Origin of the sequence: Yersinia intermedia (assembly GCF_900635455.1) — a bacterium.
Classification (GTDB): domain Bacteria; phylum Pseudomonadota; class Gammaproteobacteria; order Enterobacterales; family Enterobacteriaceae; genus Yersinia; species Yersinia intermedia.
In genome coordinates this window covers 3,176,470-3,202,627 of the sequence record NZ_LR134116.1, presented here as the reverse complement: position 1 = coordinate 3,202,627, position 26,158 = coordinate 3,176,470, and the positions used below count along the sequence as shown (strand labels likewise).

Genomic DNA, 26,158 nt, shown 5'->3' with positions numbered 1-26,158 from the left:
TGGGATGAGTTATGAATAAGAACCTGTACCGTATCGTTTTCAACAAAGCGCGTGGCTTATTAATGGTGGTGGCCGATATCGCCGCCTCCGGTCGGGCTGCCTCGTCACCGTCCTCCGGTGTTGGGCATACTCAGCGCCGCCGTCTCAGTACCTTATCGCCGCTGAGCTTTAGTCTGTTACTGGCGTTCGGTTGCGTCTCGTTATCCGCGCAGGCCACTATTGTCGCCGATGCCAGTGCACCGGGGAACCAGCAACCGACCATTATCAACAGCGCCAACGGTACGCCACAGGTCAATATCCAGACGCCCAGCAGCGGCGGTGTTTCCCGTAACGTTTACAGCCAGTTTGATGTCGATAATCGCGGGGTGATCCTCAATAACGGTCAGGGTGTCAACCAGACCCAACTTGGCGGTTTTGTCAGCGGTAACCCGTCGCTGGCGCGCGGTGAAGCCAGTATTATCCTCAATGAAGTCAACAGCCGCGATCCCAGCAGACTCAACGGTTATATCGAGGTGGCCGGGCGCAAAGCGCAGGTGGTTATCGCCAACCCATCGGGCATTACCTGCGAAGGCTGTGGTTTTATTAATGCCAACCGCGCGACCTTAACTACCGGTCAGGCACAACTCAATAACGGCCAGCTCACTGGCTACGATGTGGATCGGGGTGAGATTGTTATTCAGGGCAAAGGTCTGGACAGCAGCCGTCAGGACCATACCGATCTGATTGCCCGTTCGGTTAAAGTGAATGCCGGTATCTGGGCCAATGATCTAAAAGTCACCGCCGGGCGCAATCAGGTTGACGCCGCGCACCAGAATATTACCGCCAAAGCCGACGATGGCAGCGCCCGCCCTACCGTGGCGGTGGATGTGGCGAGTTTGGGCGGCATGTACGCCGGTAAAATTCGCCTGATCGGCACTGAAAGCGGTGTCGGGGTGCGTAATGCGGGTGAAATAGGCGCGTCAGCGGGCGATATCACTATCACGGCGGATGGCATGCTGGTCAACAGCGGCCAGATCAACAGTGCTCAGCATCTGGCGGTGAAGACCACCACCGGTATAGCAAACGCAGGAGTGCTTTATGCGCAGGGCAATACCCAGCTCACCACCGCAGGCACGTTGAATAACACCGGCACTGTCGCGGCGGCAGGTGATACCACGCTGCGCGCGGCTGAAGTGAACAGCAGCCGCAATTCGGTGTTAGGTGCGGGTGTCAAATCCGACAACAGCAGTGTTACCCGCGGCACTCTTAGCATTGATGCCAGCGGGCAGTTAATCGCCCAAGGGAAAAATGTCAGTGGTACGGCGCAGAATCTCAACGCGCACAGTATCGATCTCAGTGGCAGCCAAACTCAAAGCCGTGATATCACATTGACCACCCAAGGCGGGGCTATCGATCTCACTGGCGCGAACCTGTCCGCCAGCCAGCATCTGTCTGCTTCGACCGCCGCGCAATTACGTACCGACAGCGCCCGCCTGATTGCAGATCAAGTCACGCTGAACGCCCAATCGCTCTCCAATGTCGGCGGGGTAATAGCGCAAACCGGTACCACGGACTTCAACCTGAACCTGCCGGGTGATATTGATAACCGTGGCGGCACCTTGCTCTCTGGCGGGAAACTCTCACTGCAAGCTGAAAACCTGAACAGCAACGGCAACAGCCTGTTGGGTGCAGGTGTACAAAGCGATGGCAAACTGGCCCAAAGCGGCTCGCTGAATGTCGCTACGCGGCAAGCATTGATTGCTCAGGGGCAGAACGTCGCAGCACAAGACATGACGCTAACCGGCAGCCGTGTTGATCTCACCGGTAGCCAAACTCAGGCTGGCAATATCACTATAACGGCCCGCGACGGCGATGTTTCTACGCAAGACGCGACGGTGCTCACTCCCGGAACCCTTGAGATCACCGCCGCAGCAAATCCGAAACAAACCCTGAATAACAGTGGCGGTAAATTGCATGCCGATAATATCCAGCTCAATCTGGCCAAATTGGATAACAGCAAAGGGGAAATTGCGGCAGCGACCGACCTGTGGATACGCCTGCAAAGTGATTTCACTCATCAGGCTGGCGCACGTTTAACGGCGGGGCGTGATCTGGTGTTCAGCTCCACCGGTTCCCTGATTAACCAATACAAACTGGAAGCCGGGCGGGATATGCAGCTCACCGCGCTCAGTATCAGCAACACCAATGCTGATGACAGTAGCGCCCTGCTGGCGGGGCGTGACATGGCCTTGAGCACCGACAGTCTGTTTAACCGGGGTGCTATCTATGCCACCGGTGTCGGGCAATTTACGGTTAACGGCAATGTTGAGAACCGCGGTGAGATTTATACCGAACAGCAACTGACGTTCACCACCACCGGTCATCTGGCTAACCGCGGTGTGATGCAAACGCGCGGTGATATGCGGTTATCGACGCAGGGCGACCTCAATAACAGTGGCACGCTATACAGCGCCGGTGACCAGATGCAGTTGTCCATCAACGGTAATCTAACCAACCAGGGTAAGCTGTACGCCGCCAATGGCAACGTCCACCTGCGGGCAGAAGGTTATCTGGATAACAGCGGCAGCCTGTATAGCGCAGGCAACAGCGAACTCATTACGCACGGCGACGCGGTTAACAGCGGCTCAATTTATACTCAGGGCGCACTGCAGTGGCAGGCTGATGGGCGCGTAGGCAACAGTGGTTCAATCGCCGCACTTAGGGATCTCCAACTGCGCGCTAATGACTTATTCAGTACCCATCAATCCCTGATAGGGGCGGGATTGCAATCTGACGGCAACCGCGCCAGCAGCGGTGATTTGACGGTCAGCACTGAACACGCCTTGATAGCGCAAGGGCAAAACATGGCCGCCGGCGCATTGGCGCTATCGGGGAGCCAACTTGATCTCACTGGCAGCCAGACTCAGGCCAACACCATCAACTTTGTGGCTAAATCTGGCGATATCACCTTAACGGAGGCCGTGGTAAAAGCGGCCACGCAACTGTCGGCCAGCACCACCGCCCTGCTGCGCACCGATAAGGCCAACCTGATGGCGGAGAGGGTCACACTTAGCGCCCAATCGCTCTCCAATCTCGGCGGGGTGATAGCGCAAACCGGTATCATGGATTTCACCCTCAATTTGGCTGGCTATCTGGATAACCGCGCGGGCACGCTGCTCTCCAAAGGTAACGTGACGGTACAGACGGAGCGCCTTGACAGTGACGGCGACAGTCTCTTGGGCGCAGGTGTGCAGAGTAATGGCCGCCTGACGGATACCGGTGACTTGGTGGTGGCGACCGGTCAGGATTTGAATGCGCAAGGGCAAAATATCGCCGCCGGTGCCATAACGTTAACCGGTAGCCGGGTTGATTTGACCGGCAGTCAGACACAAGCCCGCGAGATAAACATCACCGCCAACAGTGGTGACATCAGCACGCAGCGCGCCAATATTCTCTCCCTTGGAACGCTGACCATTAATGCGGGGGCAAATGCCGGGCAAACCCTCCATAACCAGGGCGGTGCGCTGGCGGCGAATAATATCTCGTTGAATCTTGGTCAGTTTGATGGCAGCGCAGGTAAAGTCAGTGCCAGTCAGGATCTGACTATTGGTTTACTGAGTGATTTCAATAATCTGGCCGGTTCGACACTTCAGGCCGGGCGTGATTTAACCTTGAGCACTGACGGCACGTTAACCAATGACGGGCAGTTATTAGCGGGCGGCAAACTCAGCACCCACTCGGTCAGTTTATTGAATAACGGCAATATCAGTGCGACCCAAGCCAGCCTCACCGCGACGGGCGCATTGACGAACCGTGGCGAGATCTTAACCCGTGGTCGGCTCGATACCGACTCCAACACCCTGTTCAACACCGGCTCCCTGATCAGTGCAGAAGCCACGCTGAAAGCGCGGGAGCGTATCACCAACTCTGGCCCTAACGCCCTGATGGGTGCCACCGATGAAAACGGCACGCTAGCCCTGCTGGCACCGGTGATTGAGAACAGTGATCTCGTCACGAGCACTGACACTGCCCCGACCACCACCCTTTTAGGGATGGGCAAGGTCATTCTGGCGGGCGGGCAAGATAAGGGCGGAAATTACCTGACGGCGGCTCAGATCCTCAACATTTCCGGTCTGATCGAATCCGGCAAAGATATGTTGATTTACGCCACGACACTGACCAATCGCCGCCATATTCTCACCGCCAATACACAATTTGTGACGGGCAATACCGTTAGCGGATCAGCTTACTGGTCGCCAACCAATCCTGATGTACCGGGTGGTCGCTATGCTGAACCACCTCATGGCGGCTCGATGAACAGTGATTATATTGGCACTAATTATACGTCGACTTACGCCTATAACGGCATTGATCACATTAGCCCTGAGGCACACCTGTTAGCAGGGGGGAACCTGACCCCGCAGGTGGGCACGCTGGAAAACTTCTGGAGTAAAGTGAGTGCGCAGGGAGAGATTGATCTTTCGGGTGTCACCCTGAACCAGGATGGTTGGGGGAATGCACAACGCCTGATTGAACGGACGACATCCAGCGGTGAGTGGCGCTACCGTACCTACAAAGGCAATTTGTGGGGCACGGCGTGGGGGCCGGAGGTCAGAGAGCGCACCACCAACCAATATGCCTCCAGTCTTACGGCGAAAACCCTGAGTGGCAGCGGCACAACGATCAACAATGGGGCCAACCCCGGTGCTATTGCGCCGCCGAGTGGTCGCGACCATACCGGTAAAGATCTCGCCGTCGAGTTTAACGGTATTTCGTTGACACTCCCCAATGGCGGGCTATATCAGCTCAACACAGATAAAGGTCACTACGCGCCGGATCCGGAAGGCAAACTTTCGTTCGACAGTATCAATACCCCCTCCGCCAACGTGGATCGCACTGGCCTCGCCGCCCCAGATCGTGCAGTAAGTGGTGGCTATCTGGTGGAAACTAACCCGGCGTTTGCCAATCTTAATAACTGGCGCGGGTCAGATTATGTACTCCAGCAGTTGAATAACGACCCGGATGTGATATTCAAACGTTTGGGGGATAACGCCTACGAACAACGTCTGGTGCGGGATCAGGTGTTGGCGCTGACCGGTCAGGCAGTCGCCAGTGATTACCGTAGCGCTCAGGAGCAGTTCGAACAGCTCTTTGCGGCGGGGCTCGAGTACAGCAAGACGTTCAATCTTGCCCTTGGCACCCACCTCAGTGCGGAACAGATGGCGGCATTGACCCACAATATCGTGCTGATGGAAAGCCGTGACGTTGCCGGGCAAACCGTGCTGGTACCGGTGGTCTATCTGGCTGGCGTCAAACCGGGTGACCTACAGGCCAACGGGGCCTTGATTGCTGCCGAGAATATCGAATTAACCGAGGTGAAGGGTTTCACCAATCAAGGGGCGATTAAAGCCAGCAATGACCTGCGCATTAACATGGCAAAAGATATCACCCTGACCAGCAATGGCGGCTTACTTCAGGCCGGTGGCAACATGCAGCTCAGTACATTGAACAGTGATATTGACCTGACCGGTACGCGGCTAAATGCCACTAACCTGCAACTGGATAGCGGGCGCGATGTGGTCCTGCGCACCAGCAGTGAGCAACTCAGTAGCAGCAATGGCGCAGTGCTGCGCAATCAAACCCTGCTGGGGCCGCTGGCGAGCATTAATGTCAGTAATAACGCGGCTATCAATACCGGTCGTGATTTTATCCTGCAAGGCGCTGGCCTCAATGTCGGCAAGGATCTTCAGGTCAATACCGGCGGCGACTGGATCCTCAATACCGTACAAAGCAGCGACCAGATAAGTGCGAATTATGGTTATGGCAGTTCGACCAGTGAGCATATCCGCCATCTGGGCAGCGAGGTGAATGTCGGTGGTGCGTTGATCGCTAAAGTAGACAACCTGACTGCGGTGGGGGCTAACATCAATGCAGGCGCAGTGGATGTGCAGGCACAAAACATTAATCTGAGTGCGGCGACCGACAGCCTGCATGTCACCGGTGAATCCTCGAGCACGCGCCATACCAGTTCAGTGGATCTCTACGATGAAACGCTGCGTGGTAGCCAGTTGAATGCCACCGGCGACATCAATTTGCAGGCAGCAAAAGACATCAATATCAGTGCCAGTGCGGTACAAACCGACGGTGCGCTGAAGCTGGCGGCGGGCGGGGATGTTGTTACGCTCACCACCCAGACTGAACAGCATGACGCGCAGCGCAATCATACTGGCATCAGCAAAGGGCTGGCATCGACGACCACCACACGTACCGAAGACAGTATTAGCCAGACACTGGCAGTCGGCTCGATGCTGTCAGCGGGTTCTATCGATATCAGCGGCAACACTATCGCGGTCACCGGCAGTAACGTGGTGGCCGATAACGATATTAACCTGCGGGCTAAAGAGAACCTCACCGTCAGCACCGCGCAACAGAGCGAGAACGAGTCTCACCTGTTCGAGCAGAAAAAATCGGGCCTGATGAGCACGGGCGGTATTGGTGTCACGGTGGGCAGCAACAGCCAAAAAACCACCGACACGGGCAAATCTCTCTCCAACGTGGGCAGCACGGTGGGCAGTCTGGGGGGCAATGTCACTCTTGATGCGGGAAATCAGTTAACTATTCATGGCAGCGAAGTGATCGCCAATAAAGACATCAGCCTGCAAGGGTCAGATGTCGCGATAACTGCTGCGGAAAACAACCTGTCCCAACAACATACCACCGAGAGTAAACAGAGTGGCATCACCGTTGCCCTGTCTGGCGCGGTCGGCAGTGCGGTCAATACCGCGGTCACCACCGCACAGGACGCCAAAAAAGAGACCAACGGGAGACTGGCTGCCTTGCAGGGCACCAAAGCGGCGCTATCGGGTATTCAGGCGGTGCAGGCCGGTCAACTGGCGCAGGCACAAGGCGGTGATGCCGCCAGCATGGTGGGTATCAGTATTTCATTAGGGTCACAGAAATCGTCCTCGCAACAACATCAGGAACAGACCCGTGTGAGTGGTTCGACCCTGACGGCGGGCAATAATCTGACCATCAATGCGACCGGAAAAGGCAGCTCGGCAAACAGCGGCGATATCCTGATTGCAGGCAGCCAGCTTAAAGCGGGTGGCGATACCACGCTGGATGCGGCGCGTGATTTGCTGCTGCTCGGTGCAGCCAACACGCAAAAAACCGACGGCAGTAACAACAGCAGTGGCGGCAATATTGGTGTCAGTTTGGGCGTGGGGAGCTCTGGTGGCGGCCTGAGTATCTTTGCCAACGCCAATAAGAGCCAGGGGAAAGAACACGGCGACGGCACCTTCTGGAGTGAAACTCAGGTTGACACAGGCGGTACGTTATCACTGCACAGTGGTCGTGATACGTCATTGATAGGCGCTCAGGCGAGCGGTGAAAGTGTCAAGGCCGATGTGGGGCGTGACCTGTTGCTGCAAAGCCAGCAAGACAGCGATAACTATGATTCGAAGCAAACCAGTATCAGCGGCGGTATCAGTGTCGCGGTGATTGGTGGGGGGGGGTCTGCCAACCTGAGCATGAGTAAAGACAAGCTGCACAGCAATTATGACAGTGTGCAGGAGCAGACGGGTATCTTTGCCGGCAAAGGCGGCTTTGATGTTAAGGTCGGCGAGCATACCCAGCTCGATGGCGCAGTGATTGCCAGCACCGCAGACAAGAGCAAAAACAGTCTGGATACCGGTACGCTGGGCTTCAGTAACATCGAAAACAAAGCTAATTTCAAAGCCGAGCATCAGGGCGGCAGCCTGAGTACCGGTGGTCCGGTGGGGTCTGACCTGCTGAGTAATCTGGGGAGTGTAGTGCTTTCAGGGCTGGGCAATGATGGTCATGCCGATGGTACTACGCAATCGGCGGTCAGCGATGGCACTATCACTATCCGCGATACCGGTAAACAGCAGCAGAATGTCGATGACCTGAGCCGTGATACCGACAACGCCAACGGCAGCATCGGCCCTATCTTTGATAAAGAGAAGGAGCAGAACCGGCTGCGAGAAGCGCAGCTTATTGGCGAGATTGGTGGTCAGGTCAGCGATATCGTTCGCACACAGGGCAAAATAGCGGAAGAAAAAGCGCTGAAAGACCCAGAGGCTATTCAGGCTGCCAAAGAGACACTGGCCAAAAAAGGGATATTGACCCCGACGGAAGAACAACTGACCAACCAAATACGCAGTACCGCCATGGCCCCTTATGGCACCGGCAGTGCACTGCAACAGGGGATTCAGGCGGCAACGGCCGCCATCCAAGGTCTGGCTGGCGGTAATATGGCACAAGCACTGGCAGGAGCCTCAGCCCCGTATCTGGCGGAAGTCATTAAGAAAAGCACCGGAGATAATCAGGCGGCCAACGCCATGGCGCACGCCGTGCTGGGTGCTGTCACCGCCTATGCTAGTGGTAACAGTGCGCTGGCGGGCGCAGCGGGCGCGGCCACTGCCGAGTTGATGGCCCCGACTATTATCGCCGCAATGGGCTGGGACAAGGATAATCTATCCGAAGACCAGAAGCAGACAGTCAGCGCCCTGGCGACACTGGCTGCAGGGTTGGCCGGTGGCTTGACCGGTGACAGTACCGCTGATACGGTTGCAGGTGCGCAGACAGGCAAGAATGCGGTGGAGAATAACTCTCTCCATGACATTATCGATAATAAAGTCTCTGGAGTGACCCAGGAACAGAAATACCAGAATGCGCAGAAAGAACTGGTTGCCGCTGTTGAAGAGTTCAAAGCGCAGAACTGCGCCGGACTTAGCGCTAATGCTTGTTCGGCGAAGATAAGTGAACATCGAGATGAGCTGTTGAAAGGGGCTGCGGGTTTTGGGATAGACTTCGTTCCTGTTATCGGCGATATCAAGAGTTTTGCGGAAGCCCAGAGTGCGCTGGATTACTTGATAGCTACAGTAGGTCTGGTTCCTATATTGGGTGATACAGCGGGTAAGCTTATCAAGGCAACAGAAACAGCACTGAAAAAAGGCGATGTTGCTGAAGCGTCGAAGTTACTCAATAAGGCCAGCGATGAAGTTATTAGCGCCAAGTACTTCGGTCAGGAAAGAAAATATTGGTCTGATGAGCCAGTACAATTTAATGGTAACAAGGTCTATCAGCGGAATGATTTGTTCGATCCTCACTATGTGGATCCAAAGTCTGGAAAAACAAATCTTCAGCTAATGGATGCAGGCAGGGCACCAATAGGTACTGATGGTAACCCTGTGAATCTCCATCATATGTTGCAACGACAAGATGGGCCAATTGCTGAAGCCACTCAATCTTTCCATAAGGAGAATCATGGAGTTATCCATATTAACGATAACAGCATTCCTTCTGGCATTAACCGTGCTGAGTTTAATAAATGGCGTTCTAGCTATTGGAAAGAAAGAGCAGCAGGACTTAAGTAGGAGAACATATGAATAGTGATATCGAGAAAGTAATTAATGAGTTAAAGATTTTGTCAGGAGGTGAACGTCTTAATATAGAACTACCTGACGACGCATTAATAGCGAGCTATGAAAAAAATATTGGTTTTACTTTTCCAGAAGACTATAAAAAAGCTCTTAAAGAGATCAGTAACGTCTTCTATGGAACAGTTGAGCTGTTATCGGTTACTAAAGATGGGAATTACTACGGTGAGCTTGATCAGGCGCTACGTGATGCTAAAAAACAGGGACTACCGGAAGGTTGGTTACCTATCTGTGAAGATAACGGTAGCTATTATTGCCTTGTTCCTAGCGGCCAAGTTAGATATTGGACGACGGATGGTTATAGTGATGAAAAATGGCCAGATCTGGCAAGTTGGATTAAACAAGTCTGGATAGAAAGTAACTAAACAGTAACCCCGGCTTTAGTCGGGGTTACTGCACTATTGTTGAGAATAATCTTCTGGGCGGAAATGAAGAAACCCAGACCAAGTTCGTGCATGAGCACGGCAAGAATATCGCGTCTTGCAGCACTGACCCAGGTTCAGCGTCCTGCCAGAAAGGGCTGGCGATGAACGATGCGCTGATGGTGGCGCTTCGATGGCTGGCTATGGTTCTGATGCTGTACTAAGAGACTCGACCCGTCTAGTTGCAGAATATGGTGGCAAAGCGTCTGACTGGAGTAAAGTCAGCAGCCAAAGCTACAAAGCTGCTGATGGTACAGTTTTCGAAATCCATGCTTACCGAAATGCAGTTACGGGCCAGCTTGTTGAGCCAAAAACGATAGCCATAAAAAATAGTGGGATGTTATGAAAGTAAAATGCCTTGCGACTAGCTTAACAGCACAGCAGAAATCTGCTCTTGGCTTGATGGACAAGCAAGATCCTCAATATCCATACACTGTCGGAGAAATTTATACGGTGTTGGCTATGAGCAGTAAAGTTGGAGTTAATGCAGGGACATTGCTGCAATTACAAAAAATACCAATGGATTACATCGTATCTGTTCCGTTATGTATTTTTGATATTGTTGATGATCGGCCATCCTCATACTGGAAGATAAAGAAGCTAAGTGAATATGAAATATCACTTTGGCCAGAAGAGTTTTATCAGGAATACTTCCATGATGACCTAAGTGATGGCGTTCCCGAAGTAGTTGAAATCTATAAACGGGTTGTTGAACGGTTAGAAAAAGAGTTCGACTAAAAGGGTTCTGTCGCATTAAGACGGCGTCAGGTAACATGCTGTTTTTTTTAACGATGTTGCCTGCTCATGCCTCTGATACGAAAAGCTTTCAAACGCCCGCACTATCCCATCGATGTTATTGCTCAATGCGTTCGCTGGTATCTGGCTTATGCCCTTAGCCTACGCAATCTCGAAGAAATGATGGCGGAGCGCGGCGTTATTGTTGACCATTCGACGCTTCACCGCTGGGTTATCCGCCTGGTGCCGTTGCTGGAGAAGGCGTTTCGTCGACATAAGCGCACCGTGGGTCGGCGGTGGCGGATGGACGAAACCTACATCAAAATCAAAGGGCAGTGGAAATATCTGTACCGCGCGGTCGATACTGCAGGTCAAACCGTCGACTTCCTGCTGATCGCTAGGCGAGATGCCGCCGCTGCGCTGCGTTTCTTTCGCAAGGCCATTCGTCATCATGGTGAACCGGAGGTGGTCACTATCGATAAAAGTGGCGCCAACACGGGGGCCCTGACCATACTCAACGCCAACAAACCAGAAGAAGAAAGGATGACCATCAGGCAGAGCAAGTACCTGAGCAATCTGGTTGAGCAAGTCAACCGGAATATCAAACGTCGAATACGGCCGATGCTGGGCTTCAGCTCATTTCGACGGGCACAGACACTGTTAGCAGGCATCGAGTTGGTACAGATGATACGTAAAGGGCAATATCAGCATTACGCCGGACCGCATTTATCCCCGGCGGAACAATTTTATTTGTTGGCTGCTTAAATAACCGGCAGCGCAACGTTTACTGACTTGCCCATGCTAATGCGACAGAACCACCTGGTATGAAATCAATCAAGGAAATTAAAAAACAATGATAAACTTTGAGCTGGGTGGATATTACTTTGACTATGATAGACGCGTGCAACTGCCTCTGATAACGCAACCATCAATAGTTCAGATAATGAATTACTTGAATATATTAAAAACTCATAACGGAATATTAGTTCTTGATAATGATCAAGAGGATAATCAAATTCCTTATAAGTTAACATTGTATTCTGATAGTGGGTTTTACATGGTATTGCTTGAGACAATGATGGATGATGGTGATTTAGATATTAGGACTTTTTATAACAAGTCTGAGTCCAAAAAATTCATATCAATACTTGGCGAGCCGTATTCAGAAGCATCAATAGTTAAAGAGTTCGATTTGGTTATCGAGGTGGTTAAGGAGTTTTATGAGACTGGCAACGTATCAACGGATCTTCTGAACTAAGAATAAAATCCCGCCCTCAGTGGCGGGATTACTTTATGAGTCAGCCAGTTATCCTTCAACCGCCAGCCGGATGATCAACTGCCCCGGTTCGGTGATCACTTCGATCTTCTGCCCGGTAGTAAATCCGAGCGGCTCTAGCCATCTTCCCCTAATCGTCAGTTGTGGCAGCGGGTTCGGTCTGCCACCGTTGGGGCGGTAGCCCACAATGCTTTTACGGGCTTGGGGTGTGGCGGGTTCTGACTTATGATGTTGCTCAGCCATAGTAACTACCTCTGTTAGTTGCTTGTGGTTAGCGGGGTTGGGGTGTTCGAGCACCACAACCCCGCGTCTGTAAACTACTCTGTTTTACCAATCACGTTATCCAGCATCTCGGTGACAAACTTCTGCTTGATCTTGGGTAACTGGCTGATAATCTCAATCTGTTGTTCCAGTCGTGATGTCGGGCCGCGCTTGCGCGGGGTGTGTCCCGTCTCTTCCGCGAGTAATCCTTCCAGAGAAACCGACAGCAGCTTAGCTACAGCGGGCAGTATGGATATCTGTATCCGCCGCCTGCCTCCTAGGACTGCACGGCCCGTTGTGACACGCTCAGCTCCTTCGCCATCTGTGCCTGTGTCAGGCTGGCAGCCAAAAGACGCTGCCCACCGCCTGTCCACCGTCACAAAACCCCGACAGCGGTAATGGCAGGGGGAAAAGCGCTGTTATGATGTTGCGGTTAGTTGCTCTTTAACAACATTGGGGAAAATGGCGTAACGGGCTGAAAAAGCGCGTCTGGGAAAAGAGTTGCCTGAGCCAAAATTCACAGGGAAAAAGTGGTTGTAATGTTCTGAGTGTACTAGGAAAAATTCTGTTGTCTGGCTGACTCCGCACTGGATGAAGTTGTTGTAGAGAATAATGCGCTGTCTGGTGATCAAGGCCGTGAGTCGATGAAACAGGCTGCTGAATCCCTGAAAAATCAAATTAGGGATAAACTGGGGGAAGGCACAACATCTGCTATCGCAAACGCTATCATCACAGCTCTTGCTGATACTGGTGATACGGCACTGGGTGGCGGCGACTATGCGCTTGATTATGTGATGGCGCTGGCGTCCTGTGCTACCGGGGACAGTTATTGCACTCAGGCATTAAACGATCTGACGGGTAAAAATCAGGCTGCGGCAGATACCGTAAAAGCACTGATACAGAGTGAAACCTGGTCAGCCATCGCAGAGTCAGCCAAAAAGGCATACGATGGGGATCAGATGGCGCTGGAAGCCACTGGTGGAATGCTGGCGGGACTTTTCCTGCCGGGTAAGAAAGTACCGGATGTCGTTAAAGCGGTTGATCTAAATATCAAGATCGCTACGGGTACAACAGTTGGTGATTTTGAGAAAAACCTGGCATTCCTTTCTCCCAGAGAACGAGTGGCGATGGTCAAGGAGACAGCTCCACAGGTTGCAGCAGCAAACGGAATGGTCAAAGACAACAAATTGACCAAGCTAAATAATCGCGATGTATACCGTGGACTGGATGGGAACCTTTATGCACTTGACACGCAACATGGCCGATTTGAGGCTGTGACATCAAAGGGTAAGCATTTGGGTGAGGTTGATTTCTCTATGCAAAAAATCCCTAATACCATAGATGAATCCGGTGGCCATGATTTAAAGGTGAAGTAATGAAATTAGTTGATTATAAAAATAAATCTATCAAACGTGGTTCAGTCTTCAGATTGCCAGCTGTTTGGCCTTATGAAGCGTGGGTAGATTTTATGGTTATTGACTTCTTTGATGCTCACGGCTTGGTTGTATCTTCAGGCCACAAGGCTGGATTAATTTTAATATCTTTACCTGTTGAAAGTGGTTCAACTGAAGGTAGGGCTTTAAGCACTGAATGGGTTATCAACAATTGGGCTGAATGGATTTATCCAGAATGCGATGTAGGGGATGTTCATATACTTGATGGATATGTAGTGATGCCCATCGAATAATACAAATCCCGGCCAACTGGCCGGGATCTTTGCTTTTAAGCCCTGAAAACGTCCTCTTCCCGCCGCTGCAACCGGATCACACCGGGTGCGGCGGTCACTTCCAGTTGTTCGGCATCGGTGATGCCGGATCCGGTCTGCCAATCCCCACAAATCACCAGCTCGCCGTTACCCCGCACCCAATCGATCGCCAAATCTTGCCGCTGTTGGCTGGGTATACTCACCCTATCTTGGGCCTAACTCCGTCAGCACCGCGCAACAGAGCAAGGGCGAGTCTCACCTGTTCGAGCAGAAAAAATCGGGTCTGATGAGCACCGGTGGGCGATGTCACTCTTAATGCAGGAAATCAGTTAACTATTCATGGCAGAGAAGTGATCGCCAATAAACCCGCCCTCGCAGTTTGGTCCCCCTGAATGTAGTCTTACAGCACAGAAAGCAACGTTCAACGCCGTGAAGTTGAGCAGGATGGTTGCGATTGATATCACATTGAGGCTGGGCATTGTTGTGGTCACTATTCAAAGTCATTGCGGGGAAAGTTGGATGACCTTCTAGAGTCTGTTAATCTAACCGAAAGCAGTGAAATATCGTAAAACCAGATGGTTAAAAAAATGTAAGTCAAAATTAAACTTTTCATTGACTGTTATAAAAAATATATAAAAATCAATTGAATTATTGTTTTGGATAAAGATGAAAACTATTGAACTCGACGAAGAACTTTATCGCTATATTGCCAGCCATACGCAGCACATTGGCGAGAGCGCGTCTGATATTTTACGGCGTATGCTGAAGTTTACGGCCGGTCAGCCGGTACCAAGCCTACCTGCCAGCACTGATACGGTGAAAGTGGCGGCGGCTCCAGCACCACGAGATCGGGTTCGTGCGGTGCGTGAATTGCTGCTGTCCGATGAGTATGCGGAACAAAATAGGGCGGTTAACCGCTTTATGTTAGTGCTATCCACACTTTACACACTGGATGCGCAGGCGTTTACTGAGGCGACTGAATCATTACATGGTCGCACTCGGGTTTATTTTGCCGGTGACCAGCAGACATTGTTGCAAAACGGGACGCACACCAAACCCAAACATGTCCCGGGTACGCCATACTGGGTCATTACCAATACCAATACCGAGCGTAAACGCAGTATGGTGCAACATCTCATGCTGGCAATGCAGTTCCCGCCGGATTTGACCGAAAAAGTGTGCGGGACTATTTAATTTCGTTGAACCGATACCCAAAGAAATTGGAGTTGCAGGTAGGCAGCAAGCGAATGGCAACTTGGTTGTAAACCATGTTGAACAGCGCTTGCACTGGCCCGCAGGGTGAACCTCATAGAGGCTCATAATCCCGATGAGCTTACGTAAATAAGTGATTCGGGTGAGTGAACGCAGCTTGCGGCTCCAAGTACGAAGGGGATATATAGGGAGTAGTGACTGTGGCCAATCACCCTCGTGCCGGGCAACCCGCTCAGCAAAGCGATTTGATAAATGTTGCTCAGTTAACGTCGCAATATTATGTATTGCAGCCAGATGCTGAAAATTCGGCCCATGCGGTCAAATTTGGCACCTCCGGCCACCGTGGCAGTTCATTACGCCACAGTTTTAATGAAGCACACATTCTGGCAATCGCTCAGGCGATCGCAGAAGTTCGTCACCAACATGGCATTAGTGGCCCGTGTTATGTGGGCAAAGATACCCACGCATTATCTGAGCCGGCATTTATCTCGGTATTAGAAGTGCTGACGGCGAATGGTGTGGATGTCGTGGTACAGCAAGATAATGGTTTTACACCCACTCCGGCGATTTCGCATGCCATCCTTTGCCATAATGTGCAGGGTAAAGCCTTGGCTGACGGCATTGTTATCACACCGTCACACAATCCGCCTGAAGATGGTGGCATCAAGTACAACCCACCCAATGGCGGCCCGGCCGATACCAATCTGACCTCGGTAATTGAAAAAAGAGCTAATCAGTTACTCAGCCTGAAATTGGAAGGCATCAAACGCCAAACGCTGGATAAAGCCTGGCGTGGTGATCATCTGCGCGAACAAGATTTGATTCAGCCGTATGTTGCAGGCTTGGTGGATGTGGTCGATATCCCAGCCATTCAACGTGCTGGTCTGAAATTAGGTGTTGATCCTCTCGGTGGCTCTGGTATTGCTTACTGGCAACGTATTGGCGAGCACTATAAGTTGGATCTAACACTGGTTAATGATTCCATCGATCAGACCTTCCGCTTTATGCACCTTGACCATGATGGCGTGATCCGTATGGATTGCTCGTCAGAATCCGCAATGGCTGGCTTATTGGCGTTACGCGATAAATTTGATTTAGCCTTTGCTAACGATCCCGATTATGACCGCCATGGTATTGTGACTCCGGCAGGGTTGATGAACCCGAATCATTATCTTGCAGTATCGATCAATTACCTGTTCCAGCATCGTCCACAATGGGGCGCTGATGTAGCCGTGGGTAAAACGCTGGTCTCCAGTGCGATGATTGATCGCGTGGTGGCCGATTTAGGCCGTAAGTTGGTAGAAGTCCCGGTTGGCTTTAAATGGTTTGTTGACGGCTTGCACGACGGTAGTTTTGGTTTTGGTGGTGAAGAGAGTGCAGGGGCGTCCTTCCTGCGCTTCAATGGCACGCCGTGGTCTACTGATAAAGACGGTATTATCATGTGTTTACTGGCGGCAGAAATTACAGCCGTTACCGGTAAAAATCCACAGCATCACTATGATGATTTAGCTGCACGCTTTGGTGCTCCAAGCTATAACCGTATTCAGGCTCCGGCGACTCAGGCGCAGAAGAATGCGTTGTCTAAATTGTCACCTGAGATGGTGAAAGCCAGCACGTTGGCGGGTGATCCTATTACTGCCCGTTTAACCACAGCACCGGGCAATGGTGCATCCATTGGCGGCCTGAAAGTGATGACGGATAACGGCTGGTTTGCCGCTCGTCCATCCGGCACTGAAGACGCTTATAAAATTTACTGTGAAAGTTTTATCAGCCCAGAGCATCGCGAAAAGATAGAGCAGGAAGCTGTAGATATTGTTAGTGAAGTGCTAGCGGGTAAATAGTCATAACCGGTAAGAAATAGCGCCTATTGGCGCTATTTTTTCGCCAGAAGCTCGATCAGCCGATAAACTGACACCTAATATTATATTTCTTCTTTTAGCCCTGCTTTCCATTGCCAGGAGCCGATTACCCCAATGCTACTAGCAATGCTCCGGCGGTAATTAGTGCAACGCCCAAGCTGGCCAGCAGAGAGATTTTTTCACCAAACAGGATAACCGCCAGAATCACCGCAAAAACCACACTGAGTTTATCAATCGGGGCCACTTGAGAGACATTGCCATGCTTGATAGCCATAAAGTAAAACAGCCAGGATAACGCACCCGCAACGCCACTGAGAATAATGAATAACAGGGCTTTTTTATCGGCCAATACACCACCGATCAGATTGAATTTCCCTTGAGCTAACACCACACCGACCAGGAACAGCGCCATCACGACAGCACGAACAGCAGTCGCAGTATTGGCATCCAACTGCTGCAAGCCGATTTTACCGAAGATAGCGACCAGAGAGGCGGTGAATGCAGATAGCAGGGCGTAAATCAACCATGTACTCATGAATAATAAGACCTATTAGCATTTAAAGGCTTGATGCTACGCCGCTGAAGTCTATTTTCCTAGTAGCAATGTAAAATTTGATGTCACACAACATGTTACAGGATAAAGCGATAGCCGACGCCGGTTTCAGTTAGTAGATGCTTAGGGCGGGTAGGGTCTGTTTCTAATTTTTGACGTAAATGGCCCATATAAATGCGCAGATAGTGGTTGTGCTCGACATAATTCGGCCCCCAAACTTGGCTCAATAACTGGCGCTGGGTAATCACCTTACCGGCATTCGCCAACAATGCAGAGAGCAGGCGAAACTCAATCGGCGTAAGGTGCAGGTTTTCACCGGCACGGGTAACTTGCCGATTGATCAGATCAACGCTGATATCAGCAAAGTTCACCAGCGGGCTTTCCTGACTGCCCCCGCTATGGCGGCGCAAAGCAACTCGTACTCTAGCCAGTAATTCACTGATTCCAAAAGGTTTGCTTAGGTAGTCATCGGCCCCGGCATCCAGTGCGGCCACTTTATCTTCTTCACTGTTACGAGCCGATAAAACGATAATAGGAATGGCACTCCACTGGCGCAGGTCTTGAATATAAGTCAGTCCATCGCCGTCTGGTAACCCCAAATCCAAAATAATCAGGTCCGGTTTGCGGGTACCGGCTTCAATAAGCCCCCGTTGCAAGGTATCACTCTCGAATACTCGCCAGCCCTCACTCTCCAGCGCAATACGAACAAAGCGCCGGATCTCTTTTTCATCTTCAACGATTAGGATGTTAGTCGGGGATATAGTCGCTTCTCCTCATACCCGTCATACTTCAAGCTGTTTGTGCGTTGGCTGCTTTCGTTACTCGGCCCATCCATGGGCCTCGCCTGTGTGAGGCCGCTGCAAGCAGCGTTCAAATCTGCTCCTGGCAGATTTGTCACCCCAGGAGCTTACTTATGTAAGCTCCTGGGGACTTACTCAGTTGCCGCCTTCCTGTAACTCGAATTATTTAGGGTATATTATTTTTCAGCATCAAGGTGTTCACTATCAATATTTTCACCATCAATATCTGGCGCTTTCTCTAGTGGTAGCGTGAAGCGGAAACTAGCACCGCCATCTTTATTGTTCTCAACCCAGATGCGCCCACCATGTACATCAATAATGGCACGACAAATGGCTAAACCCAAGCCGACACCAGGAATGGCTGACTCTTTGTTACCTCGGGAAAACTTATCAAAAATCAGCTGTTCTTGCCCAAGGGTTACCCCAGGGCCATTATCCCATACTTCTACATTTAACCAATCACCTTGTACTGCAGCCCAGATCCCCAGTAATGCCCCCTGACCGGCATATTTATGGGCATTTTCCAACAAATTGATAAACACCCGTTCCAGTAAGCTGCCGTCACAGTTGATCAACACCATTTCATCCGGTAATTCGACGTTGATGTGATGATGATTGAGGGCGGTTTCTAGCATATGCAGGGCGCTACCCACGATCTCTTCCAGTGATTGCCACTCTTTACGTAGATTAAACCCACCCGATTGAATACGCGCCATATCCAACAAGTTATTCACCAGTCGGGTGGTACTTAATACCTGCTGGCGGATTTGATTGGCTTGCGGCGCATGGCGTGAGCCTTCCGCCGCCAGATCCAGCGTCAATATTTCGGCTTGACCGAATAATACCGTCAATGGGGTCCGTAAATCATGAGATAGCGCCGCCAGCAGCGAGTTACGCAATTGTTCCCGCTCGGCATCCAGTTTTGCTAATTCAGCACTGCGCGCCAGATGTAGCCTTTCCAGAGCATTGGCGATCAGACTGGTAAAGGTTTGCAGCAAGCGCTGCTGCTCCGGCACCATTAATTGGCGCAGGTTGGCAGGTTCTATTGCCAGCACGCCAAAGGTTTGCTTGGAGGCGGTTAACGGTAATAACTGATAGGGGACACCGGGCAGGGTATCGGTACCGGCACCGGCCGGCGCGCCTTTGTCAAAACTCCAGCGGGCAATGGCGACATCAACAGAAAGTGCCCCGCCTTCGTCTGTGACGACTTGCTGCAAGCGACCATCTTCCCGTGGCAGTAACAGGTCAGTTTTCGCTTGAAAACTACTGGAGAGGAAATGACGACTGGTTTTGACAATATCCGCAGGTGTTAGGGCTCGGCTTAATCCGCGCGACATTTCATACAAATGTCTGGCGCGTTGTTCTCGATAACGAGCAATTCTGGCTTGATAGCGCACACCGGCTGTAAGATTACCCACCATGATACCGACAATCAGCATCACGGCAAACGTCACCAGATACTGCACATCAGTGACCGCCAGTGACCAATGCGGTTGCACAAAAAACAGATCGAAACTGGCGACATTAATCACTGCCGCTAAGACCGACGGCCAGCGGCCATAGAACAGCGCAATAATCACAACACCCAGCAAGTAGACCATCACCAGGTTGGCTTGATCGAAACCGGGGATGAGCCACTGCGATAACACCGTAATCAGTGCGCACAAACCGATGGCTGCCACACAGCCACGTAGTTGCATCCGCCACTTTTCAGTGAAGGTACGAGAATCATTCTCTTTCACCACACTGGGAGGGTTATCGCCTTCCAGAGCAATAATCACCAAATCCAGATCCGGCCCCAGTTTGCCCAAGCGATCTGCAAAACTACCACGCAGTTTCCATTTTTTTTCCGTGCGGCGACCAATGATGATTTTACCCAGATTATGTTCTCGGGCGTAACGCAGTATGGCTTGCTCTTCACGGGGTTCTGACAGCGTAGCGGTTTCTGCTCCCAACTCTTGCGCCAATTTCAGTGTACGTAAAATGGCCCGGCGCTTCGCTTCTGGCAGGCCATGCAGGCGGGGTGTTTCCACATAGACCGCATGCCAGATACACCCGAGTCGGGCTGCCAACCGGGCAGCGGTTCGAACCAGTTTTTCGTTACCGCTGTTATGACCAATACACAATAAGATGGCATCACGGGTATGCCAGACACGTTCGCGCCCCTGAGTGTCTCGGAAGGCACGCATCTGATCATCAACCCGATCCGCAGTACGGCGCAGTGCCAGTTCACGCAGGGCGATTAAATTGCCCTTACGGAAGAAGTGCTCGATGGCTCGCTCCGCCTGGCCCGAAATATAGACCTTGCCTTCATTTAGCCGCTGGCGCAGGTCATCGGGAGGGAGATCGACCAAAACCACTTCAGTGGCTTCATCAAACATATGGTCGGGCACGGTTTCCCGCACCCGGATACCGGTCACGCCACCGACCACATCATTCAAACTTTCCAGATGTTGTACATTGACGGTCGTCAGTACATCAATACCCGCATCCAGCAGTTCTTCAACATCCTGCCAGCGTTTGGGATGACGCGAGCCATAGGCATTACTGTGCGCCAGTTCATCCATCAGGATCAGTGCTGGGTGGCGTGCCAGTGCTGCATCCAAATCAAATTCACGAACGTGACGATTACGGTGGTGAATTCGCTTTTGCGGTAGGATGTCCAGCCCTTCCAGCAGCGCCGCAGTTTCGCTGCGCCCGTGTGTTTCTACCACGCCAACCAATACATCCAGCCCTTGAGCCCGCAGGCGCTGAGCCTCTTGCAGCATGGCGTAAGTTTTACCCACCCCCGCGCAGGCCCCGAAAAAGACTTTCAGCCGGCCACGGGTTTTCTCATTGGCTGCTGCGAGCAGGCTGTCAGGGTCTGGGCGGGTTGGTTCTGCATCCACCATGTTATGTCCTTAAGATTTTGCCGGGTTAGCCGGTACTTTTACCGGGCTTTGGGCATCCAATGCCATATTCAGGCTCAGCACATTGACTACGGATTCACCGAAGAAATTTGGTGTCGCTTTCTGTACATTGCTGTCAATCAATTGCTTCACCTCAGACAACGGCATTTGGCGCACGCTGGCGATACGGGGAGCCTGATAATAAGCCGCTTCCAGTGAAATACTTGGGTCCAGGCCACTGCCTGATGCTGTCACCAGATCAACCGGAACCGGGCCAGTTTGTGCCGGGTTAGCCTGACGCAGTAATGTTACTCGCTCACTGATAACCTGATCCAGTGCGGGATTGCTGATGGACAAATTACTACCACCAGAGGCCATTGGATTATAAGGCATATCTGCCGTTACCGATGGGCGGCCGGCAAAATAGCCCGGCTGAGTAAAGTTTTGGCCTAGCAAGGTAGAGCCGACAACTTCATCACCCAGCATCGCCAGTGAACCGCGCGCTTGCTCGGCAAACATCAATTTTGCCAATCCAGTGGTCAGCAAAGGATAAGCTATCCCGGTGATAAGTGTCAGTAATATCAGTAGAACCAGTGAAGGTCGCAGGTATGACATGGATATTGCCTCTCTATTCGGTCTTAATAGCGGCCACGAGCAAAACACGCCGTGGCCATTGCACAACATTGATTACTGCGCTTTTAGCTCATCATCAGGGCGGTCAGTACCAGATCAATCAATTTGATACCGACAAACGGCACCAATAAACCACCCAGTCCGTAGATCCATAAGTTACGGCGCAGCAGTGCCGCAGCACTCATCGCCTTATAACTCACCCCTTTCAGTGCCAACGGGATCAGGAACACAATCACCAACGCGTTAAAGATGACCGCCGACAGTATGGCCGATGCAGGTGAGTGCAACTGCATGACGTTCAGGGCATTGAGCTGTGGATAGGTGGCTGCAAATGCCGCCGGAATGATGGCGAAATATTTAGCAACGTCGTTGGCGATACTGAAGGTGGTCAGCGAGCCGCGGGTCATCAGCATCTGTTTACCGATATGCACCACTTCAATCAACTTGGTTGGGTTAGAATCCAAATCCACCATGTTGCCCGCTTCTTTCGCCGCTTGTGTCCCCGAGTTCATGGCTACGGCAACGTCAGCCTGCGCCAGTGCCGGGGCGTCGTTGGTGCCGTCACCGGTCATCGCCACCAATCGGCCTTCAGCCTGATACTGGCGAATCAAGGCCAGTTTGGCCTCTGGCGTGGCTTCCGCCAGGAAATCATCCACACCCGCTTCGGCGGCAATAGCTGCTGCTGTCAGGCGGTTATCACCAGTGATCATCACTGTTTTGATGCCCATTTTGCGCAGTTCAGCAAAACGTTCTTTGATGCCACCTTTGACGATATCTTTCAGCGCAACCACACCCAACACCCGTGGTCCATCGGCAACCACCAGTGGTGTACCACCGGTACGGGCAACGCTTTCCACCGCATCTTCCACTGCCCGTGGGAAATGGCCCTGATTGGATTCCACATGGCGGCGGATAGCATCCACTGCGCCTTTACGGATCATTCGGTCTTGCACGTTCACGCCACTCATTCGGGTTTGTGCCGAGAAAGGCACAAAGGTGGCATTCAGGCTGTGCAAGTCACGTTCACGCAGGTTAAAGCGCTGTTTAGCCAATACCACGATACTGCGGCCTTCTGGCGTTTCATCTGCCAAAGAAGAGATCTGTGCGGCATCGGCCAGTTGTTGTTCAGTAACGCCCGGCGCAGGTAAAAACTCAGATGCCTGGCGGTTACCCAGCGTGATGGTGCCGGTTTTATCCAACAACAGCACATCAACGTCACCAGCAGCCTCTACCGCACGCCCGCTGGTGGCAATCACGTTGGCCCCCAACATCCGGCTCATCCCGGCAACCCCGATGGCTGATAGCAGGCCACCGATGGTGGTGGGGATCAAACAAACCAGCAACGCCACCAATACGGTAATCGTTACCGGTGAACCGGCATGGTTGGCCTCAACACTGAACACCGAGAACGGATAGAGCGTTGCTGTTGCCAGTAAAAAGACGATAGTCAGTGCCACTAACAGAATGGTCAGCGCCACTTCGTTAGGGGTTTTACGCCGCTTCGCACCTTCAACCATGGCGATCATCCGGTCCAGGAAGGTTTCACCGGGGTTAACGCTGCACTCAACCACCAACCAGTCGGACAGTACGCGGGTACCGCCGGTTACGGAAGAGAAGTCACCGCCGGATTCACGGATAACCGGAGCTGATTCGCCAGTAATGGCGCTTTCATCAACGGATGCGCCGCCTTCCAGCACTTCGCCGTCACAGGGCACAGTATCGCCAGCTTCAATCAGCACCACATCGCCTTTGCGCAAGCTATCAGCAGAGACTTTTTCCTGCGGAGCATCCACGCGGGCTTCTGACAGTTTTTTAGCCCAACTGGTTTTTTTCACCCCACGTAGACTTTCTGCCTGCGCTTTACTGCGCCCCTCGGCCAATGCTTCGGCGACGTTGGCAAACAGTACGGTAAACCACAGCCACAGGGCCACATTGCCAGTAAACATGGCGCTACCAGTGGCCTGGCCGCTTAATATGGCCAGCCAAATCAGGGTGGTCAGCCAGCTCCCCAGATAGACCACGAACATCACTGGATTACGCCACTGGACGCGCGGGTCCAGCTTCTTCACGGCATCTATCAGCGCAGTACGAACCAGTGCAGGTTCAAAAATCGCGCGTTGTTTGCGTGTCATAGTCATTCTCTCATCAAAGTGCTAACCAAATTTGCAGATGCTCAGCAACTGGACCTAAGGCCAGCGCTGGGATAAAGGTCAATGCGCCGACCAATAACACCGTACCCACCAGCAAACCGATAAATAGCGGGCCGGCGGTTGGCAGCGTGCCATTACCCGCAGGTTGCCGTTTCTTGGCGACCAGAGAACTGGCAATCGCTAATACCGGCAGAATCACGCCAAAGCGGCCAAGGAACATGGCGGCAGCCAGCAGCAGGTTATAAAACGGTGTATTGACACTCAGGCCAGCAAAGGCGCTGCCGTTATTGTTGGCCGCAGAGGAGAGGGCGTAGAGAACTTCGCTAAAACCATGCGCACCGGGGTTAAGAATCCCCGCCCGCCCGGCATCAGTGCAGAGCGCCAGTGCGGTACCCAGCAGCACGATAGTTGGGGTGACCAGAATGGCCAGCGCGGTCATTTTCATATCAAACACGTCAATTTTCTTGCCGAGATATTCAGGAGTACGGCCAATCATCAAACCGGCAATAAACACTGTCAACAGCACGAATAACAGCATGCCGTACAAACCAGAACCGACACCACCGAACACCACTTCGCCAATTTGCATTAACCACATTGGCACCATGCCACCCAGTGCAGTAAAGGAGTCATGCATGGCATTAACCGCACCACAGGACGCAGCAGTGGTCACCACGGCATAGATGCTGGTGGCGAGAATACCGAAACGGGACTCTTTACCTTCCATATTGATATTACTGTCGGCACCTAACTGAGTTAAATGTGGGTTACCGGCCAGTTCGGCATACATCACGACGACCACTGCTACCACAAAGATCAGTGACATAGCCCAGATCAGCGCATGGCCCTGGCGGTTATCCCCCACCACCTGACCGAAGGCGAAACAGAGCGCACAGGGGATCAGGAAAATGGCCAACATCTGGACAAAGTTGCTAAATGCAGTTGGGTTTTCAAATGGATGTGCAGAGTTAGCACCAAAGAAGCCCCCGCCGTTGGTCCCCAGTACTTTTATCGCCTCCTGTGATGCCACCGGCCCCATTGGTAGGGTCTGTTTTACCCCTTCTAATGTGGTGATGTGCAGGTAGCTATCCAGATTCTGTAATACCCCTTGGCTGACGAAAATCAGCGCGATAATCAGCGCAATCGGCAGTAAGACATATAAGGTGATGCGCACCAGATCGACCCAGGCATTTCCCAGCGTGTGGGCAGAGTGGCGGGCAAAAGCACGGATCAGAGCAAAAGCGACGGCAATGCCCGTTGCGGCAGAGAGGAAGTTCTGTACCGTCAGACCAGCCATTTGACTCAGATAACTGAGGGTGTTTTCGCCGCTATAGGCTTGCCAGTTGGTGTTAGTGACGAAGCTGACAGCCGTATTTAAGGCCAGATGCCATGACATACCCGGCATATTTTCAGGGTTCAGCGGTAACGAACCTTGAGCCATCAACAGCGTAAACAGCAGGACAATACCCAGTAAGTTAAAGCAGAGAATGGCGAGCGCATATTGCCAGCCGTTCATCTCTTCATTTTTTACACCGCTACAACGCCATAAACCGGCCTCGATCTGGCGCAACGGGGCAAAGGGTTCGCCTTCGATTATGCGTGCCAAAAAGCTCCCCAACGGACGGGACAGCACCAACAACACCAGCATGAAGCTGGCGATAAGCAGAAATCCTGACGCTGCCATTTAAAAATCCTCCGCATTAAACAAGGCATAAACCAGATAGCCCAGAAGCAGTAGAACCAGCAGCGCACCACTAATGATGCTGAAACTCACGATACACCTCCACAGCGCTTATTTTTGATAACAACAGCTTATGAAGTCATACGAAAAGTTCCTGATAAAAAAAGGCCGTGAGGTGTAAAAAAAGTATAAAAACGGTCAAAAAATAGACATTAAATGCGTGTAAATTGAGTAGTGGCAGCGTAGCACTGCCAATTCTGGCCCTTGAAGGGTTAGCACTGAGTCAGTACATATAATTTGCCAATTGGTAAATAGTACATAACGGTAATGTAACTAACGGTTGGTTTTAAGTTAACCTATCTGTAACAAAATTACAGGATTGACAATTTATTCCGGTTTTTTACGTAATTAAGTGGTCGGATGAGTGGTAAACTTTCAACCAATGCGGTAAAATTTTGTCCAGTTTCCATTTTTGTTTATTTTATTTTTAACGCCAAGCTGTAAATCGACCCTCTGTTTAGTGGAGTTGGCTGTTACACGAAG

General features: G+C 51.8%; 19 protein-coding genes and 1 pseudogene. 10 read left to right on the top strand and 10 right to left on the bottom strand.

From position 1 onward, the window contains the following. Positions 1-11: 11 nt before the first annotated feature. The 6 genes from EL015_RS14655 (at position 12) to EL015_RS14625 (ending at position 11,855) form a co-directional block, all read left to right on the top strand. Entirely contained in the window at positions 12-9,377 is a 9,366-nt protein-coding gene (locus EL015_RS14655; protein ID WP_005188854.1) for a hemagglutinin repeat-containing protein, read from the top strand. Between the two features lie 8 nt (positions 9,378-9,385). After that, the gene (locus EL015_RS14650; RefSeq protein ID WP_005188857.1) at positions 9,386-9,805 is read left to right on the top strand and encodes an SMI1/KNR4 family protein; all 420 of its coding nucleotides are present in this window, start codon (positions 9,386-9,388) and stop codon (positions 9,803-9,805) included. Between the two features lie 190 nt (positions 9,806-9,995). Next, positions 9,996-10,208 (top strand): hypothetical protein, encoded by a 213-nt coding sequence (locus EL015_RS14640; protein WP_032907034.1) that lies wholly within the window; start codon positions 9,996-9,998, stop codon positions 10,206-10,208. Continuing rightward, positions 10,205-10,600, top strand: a complete 396-nt coding sequence (locus tag EL015_RS14635) for a hypothetical protein (RefSeq protein ID WP_005188862.1) — start codon at positions 10,205-10,207, stop codon at positions 10,598-10,600. Before EL015_RS14640 ends, EL015_RS14635 begins: the two co-directional genes overlap by 4 nt. Before the next feature lie 66 nt (positions 10,601-10,666). After that, on the top strand, positions 10,667-11,362 hold the full coding sequence (locus EL015_RS14630; protein ID WP_005188864.1) for an IS6 family transposase: 696 nt from the start codon (positions 10,667-10,669) through the stop codon (positions 11,360-11,362). Positions 11,363-11,450: 88 nt separating this feature from the next. After that, positions 11,451-11,855 carry a DUF6911 family protein gene (locus EL015_RS14625; RefSeq protein ID WP_050311473.1) on the top strand — a complete coding sequence of 135 codons (405 nt, stop codon included), beginning with the start codon at positions 11,451-11,453 and terminating at the stop codon, positions 11,853-11,855. A gap of 48 nt (positions 11,856-11,903) precedes the next feature. Here the strand turns inward: EL015_RS14625 and EL015_RS14620 are convergent, their stop codons facing one another. Both EL015_RS14620 and EL015_RS14615 read right to left on the bottom strand, forming a co-directional pair. After that, positions 11,904-12,116 carry a SymE family type I addiction module toxin gene (locus EL015_RS14620; protein ID WP_005188868.1) on the bottom strand — a complete coding sequence of 71 codons (213 nt, stop codon included), beginning with the start codon at positions 12,114-12,116 and terminating at the stop codon, positions 11,904-11,906. 74 nt (positions 12,117-12,190) lie between these two features. Next, entirely contained in the window at positions 12,191-12,508 is a 318-nt protein-coding gene (locus EL015_RS14615) for a hypothetical protein (RefSeq protein WP_005188870.1), read from the bottom strand. A gap of 231 nt (positions 12,509-12,739) precedes the next feature. On the opposite strand from EL015_RS14615, the pseudogene EL015_RS21955 reads away from it, so the two are divergent. Together EL015_RS21955 and imm45 are read left to right on the top strand one after the other, a co-directional pair. Next, positions 12,740-13,510: pseudogene (locus EL015_RS21955) on the top strand (hypothetical protein); the annotation flags it as partial. After that, the gene (gene imm45, locus EL015_RS14605) at positions 13,510-13,821 is read left to right on the top strand and encodes an Imm45 family immunity protein (RefSeq protein WP_032907036.1); all 312 of its coding nucleotides are present in this window, start codon (positions 13,510-13,512) and stop codon (positions 13,819-13,821) included. The pseudogene EL015_RS21955 and the gene imm45, both read left to right, overlap by 1 nt. A 35-nt stretch (positions 13,822-13,856) precedes the next feature. Here imm45 and EL015_RS14600 read toward each other — a convergent pair whose 3' ends face one another. After that, positions 13,857-14,042 carry a hypothetical protein gene (locus EL015_RS14600; RefSeq protein WP_005188875.1) on the bottom strand — a complete coding sequence of 62 codons (186 nt, stop codon included), beginning with the start codon at positions 14,040-14,042 and terminating at the stop codon, positions 13,857-13,859. Positions 14,043-14,505: 463 nt separating this feature from the next. Between EL015_RS14600 and seqA the strand changes: the two genes are divergently transcribed. Both seqA and pgm read left to right on the top strand, forming a co-directional pair. Further along, a complete protein-coding gene (gene seqA, locus EL015_RS14595) occupies positions 14,506-15,033 on the top strand; it encodes a replication initiation negative regulator SeqA (protein ID WP_005188877.1) in 528 nt (175 codons plus the stop codon). A gap of 218 nt (positions 15,034-15,251) precedes the next feature. Then, positions 15,252-16,892, top strand: coding sequence for a phosphoglucomutase (alpha-D-glucose-1,6-bisphosphate-dependent) (gene pgm, locus EL015_RS14590; protein ID WP_005188878.1), 1,641 nt, complete (start codon positions 15,252-15,254; stop codon positions 16,890-16,892). A gap of 124 nt (positions 16,893-17,016) precedes the next feature. Here pgm and EL015_RS14585 read toward each other — a convergent pair whose 3' ends face one another. From EL015_RS14585 to EL015_RS14555, 7 genes are all read right to left on the bottom strand, one after another. Further along, a complete protein-coding gene (locus tag EL015_RS14585; RefSeq protein WP_005188879.1) occupies positions 17,017-17,445 on the bottom strand; it encodes an EamA family transporter in 429 nt (142 codons plus the stop codon). A 95-nt stretch (positions 17,446-17,540) separates the two neighbouring features. Then, the gene (gene kdpE, locus EL015_RS14580) at positions 17,541-18,224 is read right to left on the bottom strand and encodes a two-component system response regulator KdpE (protein WP_032907038.1); all 684 of its coding nucleotides are present in this window, start codon (positions 18,222-18,224) and stop codon (positions 17,541-17,543) included. 215 nt (positions 18,225-18,439) lie between these two features. Beyond that, positions 18,440-21,154 (bottom strand): two-component system sensor histidine kinase KdpD, encoded by a 2,715-nt coding sequence (kdpD, locus tag EL015_RS14575; protein ID WP_005188887.1) that lies wholly within the window; start codon positions 21,152-21,154, stop codon positions 18,440-18,442. A gap of 9 nt (positions 21,155-21,163) precedes the next feature. After that, positions 21,164-21,766 (bottom strand): potassium-transporting ATPase subunit KdpC, encoded by a 603-nt coding sequence (kdpC, locus tag EL015_RS14570; protein WP_005188890.1) that lies wholly within the window; start codon positions 21,764-21,766, stop codon positions 21,164-21,166. Between the two features lie 83 nt (positions 21,767-21,849). Beyond that, positions 21,850-23,916 (bottom strand): potassium-transporting ATPase subunit KdpB, encoded by a 2,067-nt coding sequence (gene kdpB / locus EL015_RS14565; protein WP_005188893.1) that lies wholly within the window; start codon positions 23,914-23,916, stop codon positions 21,850-21,852. A gap of 13 nt (positions 23,917-23,929) precedes the next feature. Continuing rightward, positions 23,930-25,618 carry a potassium-transporting ATPase subunit KdpA gene (gene kdpA / locus EL015_RS14560; RefSeq protein ID WP_005188896.1) on the bottom strand — a complete coding sequence of 563 codons (1,689 nt, stop codon included), beginning with the start codon at positions 25,616-25,618 and terminating at the stop codon, positions 23,930-23,932. Further along, positions 25,619-25,708 carry a K(+)-transporting ATPase subunit F gene (locus tag EL015_RS14555; RefSeq protein ID WP_032907040.1) on the bottom strand — a complete coding sequence of 30 codons (90 nt, stop codon included), beginning with the start codon at positions 25,706-25,708 and terminating at the stop codon, positions 25,619-25,621. It abuts the gene before it with no gap. Positions 25,709-26,158: the final 450 nt, after the last annotated feature.

What these genes read in the sequence shown, in the direction of transcription:
- kdpD (WP_005188887.1), bottom strand. Translation starts at nt 21,154, where the DNA reads ATGGTGGATGCAGAACCAACCCGCCCAGACCCTGACAGCCTGCTCGCA.
- kdpA (WP_005188896.1), bottom strand. Translation starts at nt 25,618, where the DNA reads ATGGCAGCGTCAGGATTTCTGCTTATCGCCAGCTTCATGCTGGTGTTG.
- EL015_RS14640 (WP_032907034.1), top strand. Translation starts at nt 9,996, where the DNA reads ATGGCTGGCTATGGTTCTGATGCTGTACTAAGAGACTCGACCCGTCTA.
- kdpC (WP_005188890.1), bottom strand. Translation starts at nt 21,766, where the DNA reads ATGTCATACCTGCGACCTTCACTGGTTCTACTGATATTACTGACACTT.
- imm45 (WP_032907036.1), top strand. Translation starts at nt 13,510, where the DNA reads ATGAAATTAGTTGATTATAAAAATAAATCTATCAAACGTGGTTCAGTC.
- EL015_RS14620 (WP_005188868.1), bottom strand. Translation starts at nt 12,116, where the DNA reads ATGGCTGAGCAACATCATAAGTCAGAACCCGCCACACCCCAAGCCCGT.
- EL015_RS14655 (WP_005188854.1), top strand. Translation starts at nt 12, where the DNA reads ATGAATAAGAACCTGTACCGTATCGTTTTCAACAAAGCGCGTGGCTTA.
- EL015_RS14630 (WP_005188864.1), top strand. Translation starts at nt 10,667, where the DNA reads ATGCCTCTGATACGAAAAGCTTTCAAACGCCCGCACTATCCCATCGAT.
- kdpB (WP_005188893.1), bottom strand. Translation starts at nt 23,916, where the DNA reads ATGACACGCAAACAACGCGCGATTTTTGAACCTGCACTGGTTCGTACT.
- EL015_RS14625 (WP_050311473.1), top strand. Translation starts at nt 11,451, where the DNA reads ATGATAAACTTTGAGCTGGGTGGATATTACTTTGACTATGATAGACGC.
- EL015_RS14650 (WP_005188857.1), top strand. Translation starts at nt 9,386, where the DNA reads ATGAATAGTGATATCGAGAAAGTAATTAATGAGTTAAAGATTTTGTCA.
- seqA (WP_005188877.1), top strand. Translation starts at nt 14,506, where the DNA reads ATGAAAACTATTGAACTCGACGAAGAACTTTATCGCTATATTGCCAGC.
- EL015_RS14635 (WP_005188862.1), top strand. Translation starts at nt 10,205, where the DNA reads ATGAAAGTAAAATGCCTTGCGACTAGCTTAACAGCACAGCAGAAATCT.
- EL015_RS14585 (WP_005188879.1), bottom strand. Translation starts at nt 17,445, where the DNA reads ATGAGTACATGGTTGATTTACGCCCTGCTATCTGCATTCACCGCCTCT.